Origin of the sequence: Pseudomonas oryzicola, assembly GCF_014269185.2 — a bacterium.
In the GTDB taxonomy this organism is placed as follows: Bacteria; Pseudomonadota; Gammaproteobacteria; order Pseudomonadales; family Pseudomonadaceae; genus Aquipseudomonas; species Aquipseudomonas oryzicola.
Map to the genome: position 1 here is coordinate 798,630 of NZ_JABWRZ020000002.1, position 15,641 is coordinate 814,270.

Below are 15,641 nucleotides of genomic sequence, written 5' to 3' on the forward strand. Positions count from 1 at the left end.
GGGATCAGGAGAGAACTTCGTAGAGATGGTCGGCCCGGGCGAAATGCACGCGGCTCAGGTCGTTGACTGCGAACACGCGCAACAGCCAGCGGTCGGCGCCGTCGTTCTGCGGCTCGAAGCCATCGCGGGCGTGCAGCACGCGCTGGTTCTTGAACACCATGAAATCGCCTGGCAACAGCAGGTGCGGCTCATCGAAGCGGCGGCTTTCCAGCACGCTGCGCAGATTGCCCAAGGCTTGCTCGGCACGCAGGTTGAGACCGTGGGTGTTCTCGCTGTCGAAGCGGCACAACCATTCCCCTGCATGGCCACGCGCCAGGACCGGCAGCTCGGCCGTATGGCGACGGTTGCTGGCAAACGAGTCCGGACGTCGAATTTCGAACTGCGGCAGGCAAAGCTCACGCACCGTCGATGCCGGCAGCGCGGCGATCACCGCATCGAGGTTGACCAGGGTGGTGCTGATGCGCGGGTCGCAGCGCATGCCGAAGAAGGACAGGTACTCCGGGCAGCAGGATGTTGCACCGAGAGGTTCGCTGGAGAGCGGCAGGTCCGGGTTGTCCACATGGTAGGAAAACCGCAGGCGCGAGCCATGGGAACTCTTGTGGCTGGACGAGCTGCGCGAAGGAATGACATGGCGAAACAGACGGCCGTCATTCTCTCCTTCGTAGACGACCGGGTGGATGCCCATCAGGCTCTGCATGGTCAGGCTGACCAGGCAGGCGATAGGTGTGCTACGCGGACTGAGCACCCCCGAATAGGGCGTGGGCGGAATATCACGGTCTCGTGGGCAGTTGCGCACGATCATGCTGGTGAGGTGCGGTGATTCGACGAAATTGCGGATCTGTTGGCAAAGCGCGCTGCCCAGCACGTCCTCGGCCTGGTCCTTGAGTTGCGGATAGAGTTCCTTGCTCGTCTCGAAATCGAGCGGAGTGTTGTTCAGCAGGGTTTGCCAGGCACTGGAGATGACCCAGGGCAGGCGGATCTCGAGGGAGGTCTGAGGCTCGGCCCCTTGTTGCAAGTGTGCGCTTTCCATTTCGAACTGGTATTCCATTGAGCAGGCGCGAAGCCGTTCGGTGTCGTTCTAAGCCGGGCAGAAGCGGCTTCCGATGTTGTTTTGTTAAGCCGTTCACAGCGGTGCGATGCCAAAGCAGGCGAGCCATCATGGCGCCTGCAGATTGCATCGACTCAATAATTGTAATTTCAAAAATAACGTCGATTCAATTTATTTCTTTCAGAATCAAATGAACGATTGAATCGATTCAATCAAGCTATTGATTTCAAAAGATTTCTGTCTAGCCCTGTGACTGTCATGCAAAACGCCTGGCTGGCACTCGTCTTCTGCCAGCAGCGTAATCGATGCAATTTACCTGCACAAAAACAGAATTACTCCCATTGGAGCTTTCGTGCTAGGCTTCCGCGCTATCGCATTTTCTGGGTGCCATTTCTATGTGGGTTCCTCACTACAGCGACCTGGCACAGCCGGTCTACCTAATGATCGCCGACGCCTTGGAGCAAGACATCGGCAGCGGCAGACTTATGCCCGGCGAGCGTCTGCCGACACTCAAGGATCTGGCTGAGACCCTGAACGTCACGCCCGGCACCATCGGTCGAGCCTACGACGAAGCCGCCAAACGTGGTCTGGTGGTAGGCGAAGTAGGCCGCGGCACTTTCGTGCTGCCGCAGCGGCCGGTGCAAAGCGCTGCCCCTGCACCAAGCGTCGCACCGCAGCCGGCACCCGCCGAGCGTCAAAGTGGGCAGATCGACCTTTCGCTCATCAAGCCCAACGATGCCCATATGACCGACTGGCTGCGCGGTGCCATCAACGAACTCGCCGCGTCGCCCGGCCTGGCACAGGTGCTCGATTACGTCACCGAGGGCGGCCACGCCACCCACAAGCAAGCCGGTGCTAGCTGGATCCAGCGCTGGCTACCAGAGGCACGCTGGCAACAGGTGGTGCTGACTTCAGGGGCCCAGCACGGCCTGCTGGTGGCCATCAGCAGCCTGTCGAAAAGCGACGATGTGGTGCTGTGCGAGTCGTTCTGCTACCCAGGCATCATCTCCCTGGCCCACAGCATGGGCCGTCGCCTGCGCGGCGTGGCCATGGACGAGCACGGCCTGATTCCCGAGGCATTGCGCGCAGCCTGCCTGGAGCACCGCCCGTCGCTGCTGGTGTGCGTCACCACCCACCAGAACCCGACCAACTCGATCATGCCCCATGCCCGGCGCCAGGCGATCGCCGAGATCGCCCGTGAGTTCGACCTTTTCATCGTCGATGACGATATCTATGGTTTCCTCGAGCCTGCAGCGGATTACCAGCCATTGGCTGCGTATGCACCCGAGCGTTCGGTGTATCTCACGAGCTTGTCCAAGAGTGTGCTGCCGGCACTGCGCATCGGTTATCTGTACGCCCCGCCGCAAACCCTTTCGCGGTTGTCGTCGATGGTCCGCAGCAGCGTCTGGATGCCGTCGCCACTGATGGCGCAACTGGCCAGCAACCTGATCAACAGCGGCATGGCCGACCAGCTGGTGCGGGTTCAACAGGACGAGGCAGCGGCGCGCCAGCAAATGGCCCGGGAGATCCTCGGCAAATACAAGATCCGCAGCCAACCCAACAGCTTCCACATCTGGCTGGAATTGCCCGAGCCATGGACCAGCGACGAATTCGCCAACCTGGCGCGCAATAACGGCGTCACGGTAGTCAGTGGCAGCCAGTTCCTGCCAGAACGCAGCCGTGCCACCTGCGGGGTGCGTATCGCCTTGATGGCCCCCAGCCGGCAGGAACTGGGCTTTGCCCTGACCAAGCTGGCAAGCCTGCTGGACTCGCCGGAGCCGCGGTTGTTCTATTGAGCAAACCTTGTAGTGATGGCAGTGGCACTTTCAGGGACGCCATGCGTCCCTTTCACAACACAAAACTGCTTTCCTGTATGGAATCGCCCGACTACAAGCTCAGGGATACGCTGAAGTTGTCTCCCTCCAGATGCCGAACTTCCACCTGACCGCTAACATCTCGCTCATCTTCCATTACGAACTTGTAACGGGACAGAAGAAAATCTTCCCGATAAACAACGCCTTCATTGCTCAGCTTCCCGCCCCAAGCCATCATCACTCCGCCGGAAATTGCAACGAAGCCAGGATACAGTTGTATGTATTGGCTCAGAGTGAGGCCTGAGTATAGGTCGTAATAGATGACCTCAGGGCCAAATATGGCGATGGCAATGCCCAGCGCCGCGACTGCGCAACCAATTGCTATGAGCAGTCTGCCATAAAAGACAGGATCTCCAGCGCGCCCCTCAAGATGAGCCGCATACATCTCGGAAAAACCAGGGACGTTATAGTTCCGTGCACCTGACTTCAGATCTATTCGACCTATCTGGCATTCTTCCTCAGCCCTTTGCATGATCCACCCCAGCAAAAAGTGGATACTAGCGATCCAGGCAAGCGAAAAAGCGCTCCGCGAGAACTTCAGAAGTGCTTTACAGCCCAGGGTTAATACTTCAGCGCCCATAAAAAAACCCAGCGCATTTGCCCTGGGTTTTTGGTTCTGCAAGACGCTTAACTGTTCTGATCAGAACGGAATATCGTCATCGAAGCTGTCGAAATCAGCCGCCGGTTGCGGTGCTGGCTGTTGCGGCGCTGGGCGCTGAGGGGCCTGTTGCGGGCGCGGGGCCTGCTGGCGTGGGGCCTGGTTGTACTGCTGCTGGCCACCGCCATAGTTGCCGCCAGCTTGATTGTACGGGTCACCGCCCTGCTGCTGGCCCTGCGGACGACCGCCGAGCAGCTGCATGGTGCCATTGATGTCGACGATGATCTCGGTGGTGTAGCGCTTGATACCGTCCTTTTCCCACTCGCGGGTCTGCAGCTTGCCTTCGATGTAGCACTGCGAACCCTTGCGCAGGTACTCGCCGGCGATTTCGGCAACCTTGCCGAACAGCGACACACGGTGCCATTCGGTACGCTCGACCTTCTGGCCCGACTGCTTGTCGGTCCACTGCTCGCTGGTAGCCAGGCTCAGGTTGGTCACGGCGTTACCGTTGGGCAGGTAGCGGACTTCGGGATCCTGGCCACAGGTGCCGACCAGAATGACTTTGTTAACCCCACGGGCCATAACGTTCTCCTAGGCTTCGCACGCCGAAGAGGCCGGGTTCACCAGGCGCTCGAGGGTCGTACGGTCCAAAATTTTCGTATCCAGTTTGATATAGATGGCGGCTTCATCTGCCACCACAACGGCGTCGGTCACACCCGGCACGGCCATCAGACGCTCGGTCAGGCCGGCTTCCCGGACTGCCTCTGGCGTCAGCGGCAGGCGCAGGCTGGTCACATAGGGCGGCTCGTTCATGCGCAAGGCGACGACCAACCAGATGGCACACAGCACCGCACAACCGAGGAACACCATGTTCAGCCCGCCGTGCTGGAACAACCAGCCACCGAGGATTCCTCCCAGGGCAGCGCCGAGGAACTGGCTGGTGGAGTAAACCCCCATTGCCGTTCCCTTGCCACCTGCAGGCGACACCTTGCTCACCAGCGAAGGCAGCGATGCCTCCAGCAGGTTGAATGCAGTAAAGAATACCACGGTGCCAACCACCAGTCCGCGCAAACCGTCAGCCCACTCCCAGAAGTATATCTCCGTCAGCAGCAGGACACTCACGGCGCCGGCCAACACGCGTTTCATCTTGCGCTTCTTTTCGCCGTAGATGATGAACGGGACCATTGCAAAAAATGAGATGAACAACGCGGTCAGGTACACCCACCAGTGTTGCTCCTTCGGCAGGCCGCCGCGCTCGACAAAGGCCAGTGGCAGCGCGACGAAGCTGGCCATGAGGATGGCATGCAGAATGAAAATGCCCGCATCCAGCCGCAGGAGGTCCGGGTGGCGCAGGGTCGGGCCGATGGCCTGTCGGGCCACCCCCGATTCGCGGTGCTGCAGGATGCTGTGGGTATTGGGCACGACGAAGGCAATCAGCAGGATACCCACCAGGGCAAGTCCTGCCGTGGTGAGGAACAATCCTGACAAACCAAAGGCACGGGTCAGCAATGGGCCGACGACCATGGCGACGGCAAACGACAGGCCGATACTCATGCCGATCATGGCCATGGCCTTGGTCCGGTGTTGCTCGCGGGTAAGGTCGGACAGCAGCGCCATGACCGCGGCGGAAATTGCCCCGGCGCCCTGCAGGATACGCCCGGCGATCACCCCCCAGATGGAGTCGGCCTGAGCCGCCAGGACACTGCCCAGGGCAAAGATCACCAGCCCCAGGTAAATCACCGGTCGACGGCCGATGCGGTCGGAAATCATCCCGAACGGGATCTGCAAGATGGCCTGGGTGAGGCCATAGGCACCAATGGCCAGGCCGATCAGTGCAGGTGTGGCACCGGCCAGGTCCATGCCGTAGGTGGCCAGCACCGGCAAGACCATGAACATGCCCAGCATACGAAAGGCAAAGACCAGGGCCAGGCCGCCAGCGGCGCGGGTTTCGCCGCCACTCATGCGCTCGTTGTGGGTGTCGTGCATGGATTAATCTCGTGTGAACCGGCGGCGATTCTATCAGTCCGACAGCTTGACGGCATCTACGCGACGCTTTGCCGCGTACTGGCAGCGCGCCGTATACTTCCTTGTTTATGCCCGCCGAGCGAGGCCGCAGTGGACAAGATCCTGATTCGTGGGGCACGCACCCACAACCTGAAGAACATCGACCTGACCCTGCCCCGGGACAAGCTGATCGTGATCACCGGCCTGTCCGGTTCGGGCAAGTCATCCCTGGCGTTCGACACCCTCTACGCCGAAGGCCAGCGTCGCTACGTGGAATCGCTCTCGGCCTATGCCCGGCAGTTCCTGTCGATGATGGAAAAGCCCGACGTCGACACCATCGAAGGCCTGTCGCCGGCCATCTCCATCGAGCAGAAGTCGACCTCGCACAACCCCCGCTCCACGGTCGGCACCATCACCGAAATCTACGACTACCTGCGCCTGTTGTATGCCCGCGTCGGTACCCCGCGCTGCCCGGACCACGATATTCCACTGGAGGCGCAAACGATCAGCCAGATGGTCGACCTGGTGCTGGAGCGCCCGGAAGGCAGCAAGCTGATGCTGCTGGCCCCGGTGGTTCGCGAGCGCAAGGGCGAACACCTGGCAGTATTCGACGAGCTGCGTGCGCAAGGCTTTGTCCGCGCACGCGTCAACGGCAAGCTCTACGAACTCGATGAGCTACCCAAGCTGGACAAGCAGAAAAAGCACAGCATCGATGTGGTAGTCGACCGCTTCAAGGTACGTGCCGACCTGCAACAGCGCCTGGCCGAGTCGTTCGAAACCGCGCTGAAACTGGCCGACGGCATCGCCCTGGTGGCGCCGATGGACGATGAACCGGGCGAAGAGATGATCTTCTCCGCACGCTTCGCCTGCCCGGTCTGTGGCCACGCCATCAGCGAGCTGGAGCCGAAGCTGTTCTCCTTCAACAACCCTGCCGGTGCCTGCCCGACTTGCGATGGCCTGGGGGTCAAGCAGTTCTTCGATACCAAGCGCCTGGTCAATGCCGAGCTCACCCTTGCCGAAGGTGCGATCCGCGGCTGGGACCGGCGCAACGTGTACTACTTCCAGATGCTCGGTTCGCTGGCCGCGCATTATGGCTTCAGCCTGGAAGAGCCGTTCGGCGAGCTCTCGGCAGAACACCAGAAGGTGATCCTGCAGGGCAGCGGCAAGCAGAGTGTCGACTTCAAGTACCTCAACGACCGCGGCGACATCGTCAAGCGCTCGCACCCGTTCGAAGGCATCGTGCCGAACCTGGAGCGGCGCTACCGCGAAACCGAGTCGGCCACCGTGCGTGAAGAGCTGGCCAAGTTCCTCGGCACCCAGCCCTGCCCGGATTGCCGCGGTACTCGCCTGCGCCGCGAAGCGCGCCATGTGTGGGTGGGTGAGAAGACCCTGCCGGCGGTGACCAACCTGCCGATCGGTGAAGCCAGCAACTATTTCGGCGCCCTGACCCTGACCGGTCGCCGTGGCGAAATCGCCGCGAAGATCCTCAAGGAAATCTGCGAGCGCCTGCAATTCCTGGTCAACGTCGGCCTCGACTACCTCACTCTCGACCGTAGCGCCGATACCCTGTCCGGTGGTGAAGCACAGCGTATCCGCCTGGCCAGCCAGATCGGCGCCGGCCTGGTGGGGGTGATGTACATCCTCGACGAACCGTCCATCGGCCTTCACCAACGCGACAACGACCGCCTGCTGGCTACCCTCAATCACCTGCGCGACCTGGGCAATACAGTGATCGTGGTGGAACACGATGAGGACGCCATCCGCCTGGCCGACTACGTCGTGGACATCGGCCCGGGCGCCGGCGTGCATGGCGGGAAGATCGTCGCCGAAGGCACGCCGCAGGAGGTCATGGCCCACCCCGACTCGCTGACCGGCAAGTACCTGTCCGGGCGCAAGAAGATCGTCGTGCCGGCCAAGCGCACGCCGCGCAACAAGAAGCTGCAACTCAAGCTCAAGGGCGCGCGTGGCAACAACCTGCAGAACGTCGACCTGGAAATCCCGATCGGCCTGCTGACCTGCGTGACCGGGGTGTCCGGCTCGGGCAAGTCGACGCTCATCAACAACACGCTGTTCCCACTGGCCGCCACCGCCCTGAATGGCGCGAGCAGCCTCGAAGCGGCGCCGTACAACAGCGTGGATGGCCTGCAGCACCTGGACAAGGTAGTGGATATCGATCAGAGCCCGATCGGCCGCACTCCTCGCTCCAACCCGGCGACCTATACCGGCATCTTCACGCCTATCCGCGAGCTGTTCTCCGGCGTCCCGGAATCACGTTCGCGCGGTTATGGCCCCGGGCGGTTCTCGTTCAACGTCAAGGGCGGCCGTTGCGAGGCCTGCCAGGGCGATGGCCTGATCAAGGTAGAGATGCACTTCCTGCCGGACATCTACGTGCCGTGCGACGTGTGCAAGAGCAAGCGATACAACCGCGAAACGCTGGAGATCAAGTACAAGGGCAAGAACATCCACGAAGTGCTGGAAATGACCATCGAGGATGCCCGCGAGTTCTTCGACGCGGTACCGGCGCTGGCACGCAAGCTACAGACGTTGATGGACGTGGGGCTGTCCTACATCAAGCTTGGGCAGTCGGCGACCACGTTGTCGGGTGGCGAGGCACAGCGGGTGAAACTGTCGCGCGAGTTGTCCAAGCGTGATACCGGCAAGACCCTCTACATTCTCGACGAGCCAACCACAGGCCTGCATTTTGCCGATATCCAGCAGTTGCTGGACGTGCTGCATCGCCTGCGCGACCACGGCAATACCGTGGTGGTGATCGAGCACAACCTGGATGTGATCAAGACTGCGGACTGGCTGGTGGACCTTGGGCCGGAGGGTGGTTCGAAAGGTGGGCAGATCATTGCCTGTGGTACGCCGGAAGAACTGAGCGAGATGAAGCAGTCCTATACCGGGCATTACCTGAAACCGCTTCTGGAGCGGGATCGGGCTTGACGGAAATGGGGGCGCTTTGCGCCCCCAGCATTTACATCTGCGACTGCAGGTAGTTCTCCAGGCCAATGGCCTTGATCAGCCCCTGCTGCTTTTCGAGCCAATAGGTGTGGTCTTCTTCGGTATCAGCCAGCTGCGCGCGCAAGATGTCACGGCTGACGTAATCCTTGTGCAGCTCACACAGTTCGATACCTTTGCACAGCGCGGCACGCACTTTGTATTCGAGCTTGAGATCGGCCTCGATCATTTCCGGCACGGTACTGCCCACTTCCAGGTCATCCGCGCGCATGTCAGGTGTGCCTTCGAGCATGAGGATACGACGCATCAGGGCATCAGCGTGCTGCGTCTCTTCTTCCATCTCGTGGTTGATACGCTCGTAGAGCTTGGACAGCCCCCAATCTTCATACATACGCGAGTGAATGAAGTACTGGTCGCGTGCAGCCAGTTCGCCCTTCAACAGCGTGACGAGGTAGTTGATTACGTCCGGGTGGCCTTGCATCGCCCTGCTTCTCCATGTGAAAACGTCTACTGCACATAGTCTGAACCAGCTTTTACTTGCGGTCACTGAAAAATGCGCAATAAGAAGCAAAAAAACACCTGAACAGTAGTGATATTCATTGAAAAACCGCCCAAATGAGGGCGGTTCTTCTTATCACTTCGACTCAGGCGAGATCAATGCCCAAAGCCTTGGCAACTCCTTCGCCGTAAGCCGGATCAGCCTTGAAGAAGTATTGCAACTGGCGCTGGATCACGTCCTGGCTTACACCTGCCATGGTCCCGGCGATGTTGCTGATCAAAAGGGCTCTCTGCTCATCATTCATCAGGCGGAACAGCGCGCCGGCATGGCTGTAGTAGTCGCTGTCTTCCCGGTGATTGTAGCGGTCCGCCACCCCTTCCAGAGCCAGGGCTGGCTCACCATGGCGTGGCGACTGCTTCGGCGCGTTGCTGTAGCTGTTGGGCTCATAGTTGGGCGCGCTGCCGTACGTGCCGCTGGCCATCGAGCCATCGCGCTGATAGCTGTTAACCGGGCAACGTGGCGCGTTAACCGGCAACTGCTGATGGTTGGTGCCTACCCGGTAGCGGTGTGCGTCAGCGTAGGCGAATACCCGACCTTGCAGCATGCGGTCTGGCGACAGACCGACACCCGGCACCATGTTGCTCGGGCCAAATGCAGCTTGCTCGACCTCGGCGAAGTAGTTCAACGGGTTACGGTTGAGCTCAAGCACACCCACCTCGATCAGCGGGTAGTCCTTCTGCGACCAGGTCTTGGTCACATCGAAGGGGTTCTCGTCACGGTTGGCTGCCTCGGCTTCACTCATTACCTGAATGCATACGGTCCAGCGCGGATAGTCGCCACGCTCGATCGCTTCGAAGAGATCGCGCTGAGCGTAGTCCGGATCGGTACCGGCCAGGCGTGCGGCATCTGCCGGGGCGAGGTTCTTGATGCCTTGCTGGGTCTTGAAGTGCCACTTGACCCAGGTCCGCTGCCCCTCGGCATTGATCAGGCTATAGGTATGGCTGCCGAAGCCGTGCATGTGGCGGTAGCCGTCCGGGATACCGCGATCGGAGAACAGGATAGTGACCTGGTGCAGCGCCTCGGGGGAGTGCGACCAGAAGTCCCACATCATCTGCGCGTTTTTCAGGTTGGTTTGCGGGTGACGCTTCTGCGTGTGGATGAAATCGGGGAACTTCAGCGGGTCACGAATGAAAAACACCGGCGTGTTATTGCCCACAATGTCCCAGTTGCCTTCCTCGGTGTAGAACTTCACGGCAAAGCCGCGCGGATCGCGCTCGGTATCGGCCGAGCCACGCTCGCCACCCACGGTGGAGAAGCGCAGGAACGTCTCGGTCTGCTTGCCGACTTGCTCAAACAGCTTGGCACTGGTGTAACCCGTAATATCGCGAGTAACGGTAAAGGTGCCATAGGCACCAGAGCCCTTGGCGTGGACGCGGCGCTCGGGGATGTTCTCGCGGTTGAAATGGGCAAGCTTCTCGATCAGGTGGAAGTCGTCGAGCAGCAGTGGGCCGCGTGGGCCGGCGGAACGGGAATTCTGGTTGTCGGCTACAGGGGCACCGCTGGCGGTGGTGAGAATCTTGCTCATGGGCTCTCCTTATCGGTCTACATACGCCGGCTGATCGGCTGTGGAGAGAGTATTGACGAGCAAGACCACAAGAACAAATTCATTACACAACTTGCATCAATAGAAATATGCAATACATCCAGAAACAAAAAACCGGGCACTAGGCCCGGTTCTTTGTAGCAGACAGAACGTCTTACTCAGCAGCTTCTACAGCACCGCCGACCGGACGATCAACCAGCTCGACGTACGCCATAGGAGCGTTGTCGCCAGCGCGGAAACCGCACTTCAGGATGCGCAGGTAGCCGCCCTGACGGGTGGCGTAACGCTTGCCCAGGTCGTTGAACAGCTTGCCGACAGCGGACTTCGAACGGGTACGGTCGAAGGCCAGACGGCGGTTAGCTACGCTGTCTTCCTTGGCCAGGGTGATCAGCGGCTCGGCAACGCGGCGCAGTTCCTTGGCTTTCGGCAGGGTGGTTTTGATCAGCTCGTGCTCGATCAGCGACACTGCCATGTTCTGGAACATAGCCTTGCGGTGAGAGCTGGTACGGCTCAGGTGACGTCCACTTTTACGATGACGCATGATTCATTCCTTACCAAACACTACGTTCGGTGATTACGACGATCAGGCGGTCGCCTTGTCGTCTTTCTTAAGACTTGCAGGCGGCCAGTTGTCGAGGCGCATGCCGAGAGACAGACCACGAGAGGCCAGCACGTCCTTGATTTCAGTCAGGGACTTCTTGCCCAGGTTAGGAGTCTTCAACAGCTCTACTTCGGTACGCTGAATCAGGTCGCCGATGTAGTAGATGTTCTCCGCCTTGAGGCAGTTGGCCGAACGTACAGTCAGTTCCAGGTCGTCAACCGGACGCAGCAGGATCGGATCGATCTCGTCTTCCTGCTCGACTACGACAGGCTCGCTGTCACCTTTGAGGTCGACGAACGCGGCCAACTGCTGTTGCAGGATGGTCGCAGCGCGGCGGATAGCCTCTTCAGGGTCCAGGGTGCCGTTGGTTTCCAGATCAATGACCAGCTTGTCCAGGTTGGTACGCTGTTCAACACGGGCGTTCTCGACCACGTAGGCGATACGACGCACCGGGCTGAACGAAGCGTCCAGCTGCAGACGGCCAATGCTACGGCTTTCGTCTTCGTCGGTTTGACGGGAGTCGGCCGGCTCGTAACCACGACCACGAGCTACGGTGAGCTTCATGTTCAGGGCGCCGTTCGACGCCAGGTTCGCGATTACGTGATCGGGGTTGACGATCTCGACATCGTGATCCAGCTGAATATCGGCAGCGGTAACCACCCCCGAACCCTTTTTCGACAAGGTCAGCGTAACTTCGTCACGACCGTGCAGTTTGATAGCCAGGCCTTTCAGGTTCAACAGGATTTCAATGACGTCTTCCTGAACACCTTCGATCGCGGAGTACTCGTGGAGTACGCCATCGATCTCGGCCTCGACTACTGCACAGCCAGGCATGGAGGACAACAGGATGCGGCGCAGCGCGTTGCCCAGGGTATGGCCGAAACCACGCTCGAGAGGCTCGAGCGTGATCTTGGCGCGGGTCGGACTGACTACCTGCACATCAATGTGGCGGGGAGTCAGGAACTCATTTACCGAAATCTGCATGGATGCACCTATTTTCTAGCCCTTACTTGGAGTAGAGCTCGACAATCAGGTTCTCGTTGATGTCGGCAGACAGGTCGCTGCGAGCAGGAACGTTCTTGAAAACGCCCGACTTTTTAGCAGCATCCACATCAACCCACTCAACGCGGCCACGCTGGGCGCACAGTTCAAGGGCTTGAACAATGCGCAGCTGGTTCGACGACTTCTCGCGAACCGCGACCACGTCACCCGGACGAACTTGGTAGGATGGAATGTTCACAGTCTTACCGTTGACGCTGATCGCTTTGTGCGAAACCAGCTGACGGGATTCGGCGCGAGTCGAACCGAAGCCCATACGGTAGACGACGTTATCCAGACGGCACTCGAGCAGTTGCAGCAGGTTCTCACCGGTTGCGCCTTTTTTCGAGGCTGCAGCCTGGTAGTAACCGCGGAACTGACGCTCCAGAACACCATAGATACGACGAACTTTTTGCTTCTCGCGCAGCTGGGTACCGTAGTCGGACTGACGGCCACGGCGCTGGCCGTGGATACCTGGGGCTGCTTCGATGTTGCACTTCGATTCCAGAGCGCGAACGCCGCTCTTCAGGAACAGGTCAGTGCCTTCACGGCGAGACAGTTTGCATTTTGGACCAATGTAACGTGCCATTTATCTGTCTCCTGATTACACGCGACGCTTCTTCGGCGGACGGCACCCGTTGTGCGGGATTGGCGTCACGTCGGTGATGCTGGCGATCTTGTAGCCGCAGCTGTTCAGTGCACGAACGGCGGACTCACGACCTGGACCTGGACCCTTGACGTTCACGTCGAGGTTCTTCAGACCGTATTCCAGCGCAGCTTGACCAGCACGCTCAGCAGCGATCTGAGCTGCGAACGGGGTGGATTTGCGCGAACCACGGAAACCCGAACCACCGGAGGTCGCCCAGGACAAAGCGTTGCCCTGACGATCGGTGATGGTCACGATGGTGTTGTTGAAAGAGGCATGGATGTGGGCGATGCCATCAACCACTGTCTTTTTGACTTTTTTACGAGGACGAGCAGCAGGTTTTGCCATGTCTATATTCCTGGGCGATTACTTGCGGATCGGCTTACGCGGGCCCTTACGGGTGCGTGCGTTGGTCTTGGTGCGCTGACCGCGAACCGGCAGACCTTTACGATGACGCAGGCCGCGGTAGCAACCCAGGTCCATCAAGCGCTTGATCTTCATGTTGATGTCACGACGCAGGTCACCTTCGGTGGTGAACTTCGCGACTTCGCCACGCAGGGTTTCGATTTGCTCGTCGCTCAGATCCTTGATCTTAGCGGCTGGGTTTACACCAGCGTCTGCACAGATCTTCTGTGCAGTAGTGCGACCGACACCATAGATGTAGGTCAGCGAGATAACAGCATGCTTGTTATCTGGAATGTTGACGCCTGCAATACGGGCCATTCAGTGGGACTCCAATTGACAGCTACCTACGCCCCGGAAGCCAAGAAATAGGGCGCGAGATAATATCGCTGTAGAAACGAATAATCAACCCAGCAGCACACTAGCTGCTGGGTTTGAAGCGCAGATCACACTCAGCCTTGGCGCTGTTTGTGACGCGGTTCCGCGCTGCAGATCACTCGTACGACGCCTTCGCGACGGATGATCTTGCAGTTACGGCACAGCTTTTTCACCGATGCACGAACTTTCATTACCGACTCCTCGAACCTTAGGGGCGTATCAGCGCAGCAGACCGCTGCCACCGTAGCCTTTCAGGTTGGCTTTCTTCATCAGGGATTCGTACTGGTGCGAAACGAGGTGCGATTGTACTTGGGACATGAAGTCCATCACAACCACTACCACAATCAGCAACGAGGTCCCGCCAAGGTAGAACGGCACATTTGCTGCCACCACCAGGAACTGGGGCAGAAGGCAGACGGCCATCATGTAAAGAGCACCGAACATGGTCAGACGGGTCAGAACGCCATCAATGTAGCGTGCCGACTGCTCACCAGGACGGATACCCGGAATAAAGGCACCGGACTTCTTCAGGTTTTCCGCTACGTCTTTCGGATTGAACATCAGCGCTGTGTAGAAGAAGCAGAAGAAAATGATCCCTGCACTAAACAGCAGAATGTTCAACGGCTGACCAGGAGCGATCGACTGCGAGATGTCCTGCAGCCAGCCCATACCTTCGGACTGACCGAACCAGGCACCCAGCGAAGCCGGGAACAGCAAAATGCTGCTCGCGAAAATGGCCGGGATAACCCCCGCCATGTTCACCTTCAGCGGCAGGTGGCTGGTCTGCGCAGCGAAGACCTTGCGGCCTTGCTGACGCTTGGCGTAGTGAACGGCGATACGACGCTGACCACGCTCAATGAACACCACGAAGCCGATAATCGCTACTGCCAGCAAACCGATAGCGACCAGGGCGAAAATGTTGATATCGCCTGTGCGTGCAGACTCGAAAGACTGCCCGATTGCTCTCGGAAGACCGGCAACGATACCTGCGAAGATCAACATCGAGATACCGTTGCCCACACCGCGCTCGGTGATCTGTTCGCCCAGCCACATCATGAACATCGCGCCTGCCACGAAGGTGGAGACGGCGACGACATGGAAGCCCAGGCCTACAGAAAACGCCACGCCCTGGTTGGCCAGGCCAATGGACATGCCAATGGCTTGGACCAGTGCCAGGATAACGGTGCCGTAGCGGGTGTACTGGCTGATCTTGCGACGGCCAGCTTCACCTTCCTTCTTCAACTGCTCCAGTTGCGGGCTGACCGCCGTCATCAGCTGCATGATGATCGATGCCGAAATGTACGGCATGATCCCCAGTGCAAAGATGCTCATGCGCTCAAGCGCGCCACCGGAAAACATGTTGAACAAGCTAAGAATGGTCCCCTCATTCTGCCGAAACAGATCCGCCAGACGGTCTGGATTGATGCCAGGAACCGGGATATGCGCACCTATCCGATAGACGATGATCGCCATGAACAGAAAGCGCAGACGAGCCCAGAGTTCCGACATCCCGCCCTTACCGAGCGAAGAGAGAGCACCTTGCTTAGCCATTTATTCCTCGAACTTGCCGCCAGCTGCTTCGATAGCCGCACGCGCACCCTTGGTGGCTGCGATACCCTTGATGGTGACTGCGCGAGTGACTTCACCAGACAGCATGATTTTCACGCGCTGTACGTTCTGGCCGATCACATTGGCATCCTTCAGGGATTGCACGGAGATCACGTCGCCATCCACCTTGGCCAGCTCGGACAGACGCACTTCGGCGCGGTCCATGGCTTTCAGGGAAACGAAGCCGAACTTCGGCAGACGACGGTGCAGCGGCTGTTGACCGCCTTCGAAGCCCGGAGCGATGGTGCCACCGGAACGGGAGGTCTGACCTTTGTGACCACGGCCACCAGTCTTGCCCAAACCGCTACCGATACCACGACCCGGACGATGCTTCTCGCGACGGGAACCCGGCGCTGGACTCAGATCATTGAGTTTCATCGA

At 59.4% G+C, this 15,641-nt stretch carries 16 protein-coding genes; 2 read left to right on the forward strand and 14 right to left on the reverse strand.

All coding sequences use genetic code 11. From position 1 onward, the window contains the following. Positions 1-4: 4 nt before the first annotated feature. Positions 5-1,030, reverse strand: coding sequence for a TauD/TfdA family dioxygenase (locus HU760_RS21855; RefSeq protein WP_186678980.1), 1,026 nt, complete (start codon positions 1,028-1,030; stop codon positions 5-7). Between the two features lie 413 nt (positions 1,031-1,443). On the opposite strand from HU760_RS21855, the gene HU760_RS21860 reads away from it, so the two are divergent. After that, the gene (locus HU760_RS21860; RefSeq protein WP_186678981.1) at positions 1,444-2,844 is read left to right on the forward strand and encodes an aminotransferase-like domain-containing protein; all 1,401 of its coding nucleotides are present in this window, start codon (positions 1,444-1,446) and stop codon (positions 2,842-2,844) included. Between the two features lie 91 nt (positions 2,845-2,935). On the opposite strand, the gene HU760_RS21865 is transcribed toward HU760_RS21860, so the two are convergent. The 3 genes from HU760_RS21865 to HU760_RS21875 are packed head-to-tail and all read right to left on the reverse strand — an operon-like array spanning position 2,936 to position 5,506. After that, entirely contained in the window at positions 2,936-3,544 is a 609-nt protein-coding gene (locus HU760_RS21865) for a hypothetical protein (RefSeq protein WP_225932881.1), read from the reverse strand. Positions 3,545-3,562: 18 nt separating this feature from the next. After that, a complete protein-coding gene (locus HU760_RS21870) occupies positions 3,563-4,102 on the reverse strand; it encodes a single-stranded DNA-binding protein (protein ID WP_170027998.1) in 540 nt (179 codons plus the stop codon). A 9-nt stretch (positions 4,103-4,111) separates the two neighbouring features. After that, entirely contained in the window at positions 4,112-5,506 is a 1,395-nt protein-coding gene (locus tag HU760_RS21875) for an MFS transporter (protein ID WP_186678982.1), read from the reverse strand. A 129-nt stretch (positions 5,507-5,635) separates the two neighbouring features. On the opposite strand from HU760_RS21875, the gene uvrA reads away from it, so the two are divergent. Further along, a complete protein-coding gene (gene uvrA / locus HU760_RS21880) occupies positions 5,636-8,470 on the forward strand; it encodes an excinuclease ABC subunit UvrA (RefSeq protein ID WP_186678984.1) in 2,835 nt (944 codons plus the stop codon). A 31-nt stretch (positions 8,471-8,501) separates the two neighbouring features. Here the strand turns inward: uvrA and bfr are convergent, their stop codons facing one another. The 10 genes from bfr to rplO form a co-directional block, all read right to left on the reverse strand. Next, the gene (gene bfr, locus HU760_RS21885; protein WP_084857331.1) at positions 8,502-8,966 is read right to left on the reverse strand and encodes a bacterioferritin; all 465 of its coding nucleotides are present in this window, start codon (positions 8,964-8,966) and stop codon (positions 8,502-8,504) included. 163 nt (positions 8,967-9,129) lie between these two features. Beyond that, positions 9,130-10,569 carry a catalase gene (locus tag HU760_RS21890; RefSeq protein WP_186678986.1) on the reverse strand — a complete coding sequence of 480 codons (1,440 nt, stop codon included), beginning with the start codon at positions 10,567-10,569 and terminating at the stop codon, positions 9,130-9,132. 172 nt (positions 10,570-10,741) lie between these two features. Next, positions 10,742-11,128, reverse strand: a complete 387-nt coding sequence (gene rplQ / locus HU760_RS21895) for a 50S ribosomal protein L17 (protein WP_003255451.1) — start codon at positions 11,126-11,128, stop codon at positions 10,742-10,744. Positions 11,129-11,170: 42 nt separating this feature from the next. Then, complete coding sequence (locus tag HU760_RS21900; protein ID WP_003255452.1) at positions 11,171-12,172, reverse strand: DNA-directed RNA polymerase subunit alpha; 1,002 nt, start codon at positions 12,170-12,172, stop codon at positions 11,171-11,173. Between the two features lie 22 nt (positions 12,173-12,194). Then, positions 12,195-12,815, reverse strand: coding sequence for a 30S ribosomal protein S4 (gene rpsD, locus HU760_RS21905; RefSeq protein WP_087503320.1), 621 nt, complete (start codon positions 12,813-12,815; stop codon positions 12,195-12,197). 15 nt (positions 12,816-12,830) lie between these two features. Then, entirely contained in the window at positions 12,831-13,220 is a 390-nt protein-coding gene (gene rpsK, locus HU760_RS21910; RefSeq protein ID WP_003255454.1) for a 30S ribosomal protein S11, read from the reverse strand. Between the two features lie 18 nt (positions 13,221-13,238). Beyond that, positions 13,239-13,595, reverse strand: a complete 357-nt coding sequence (gene rpsM / locus HU760_RS21915) for a 30S ribosomal protein S13 (RefSeq protein WP_003257112.1) — start codon at positions 13,593-13,595, stop codon at positions 13,239-13,241. Positions 13,596-13,726: 131 nt separating this feature from the next. Then, positions 13,727-13,843: a 50S ribosomal protein L36 gene (gene rpmJ / locus HU760_RS21920; RefSeq protein WP_002555468.1), complete on the reverse strand. Its 117-nt coding sequence runs from the start codon at positions 13,841-13,843 to the stop codon at positions 13,727-13,729. Positions 13,844-13,871: 28 nt separating this feature from the next. Next, positions 13,872-15,203, reverse strand: a complete 1,332-nt coding sequence (gene secY / locus HU760_RS21925) for a preprotein translocase subunit SecY (RefSeq protein ID WP_003257108.1) — start codon at positions 15,201-15,203, stop codon at positions 13,872-13,874. After that, on the reverse strand, positions 15,204-15,638 hold the full coding sequence (gene rplO / locus HU760_RS21930; RefSeq protein WP_023535012.1) for a 50S ribosomal protein L15: 435 nt from the start codon (positions 15,636-15,638) through the stop codon (positions 15,204-15,206). Positions 15,639-15,641 lie beyond the last annotated feature (3 nt).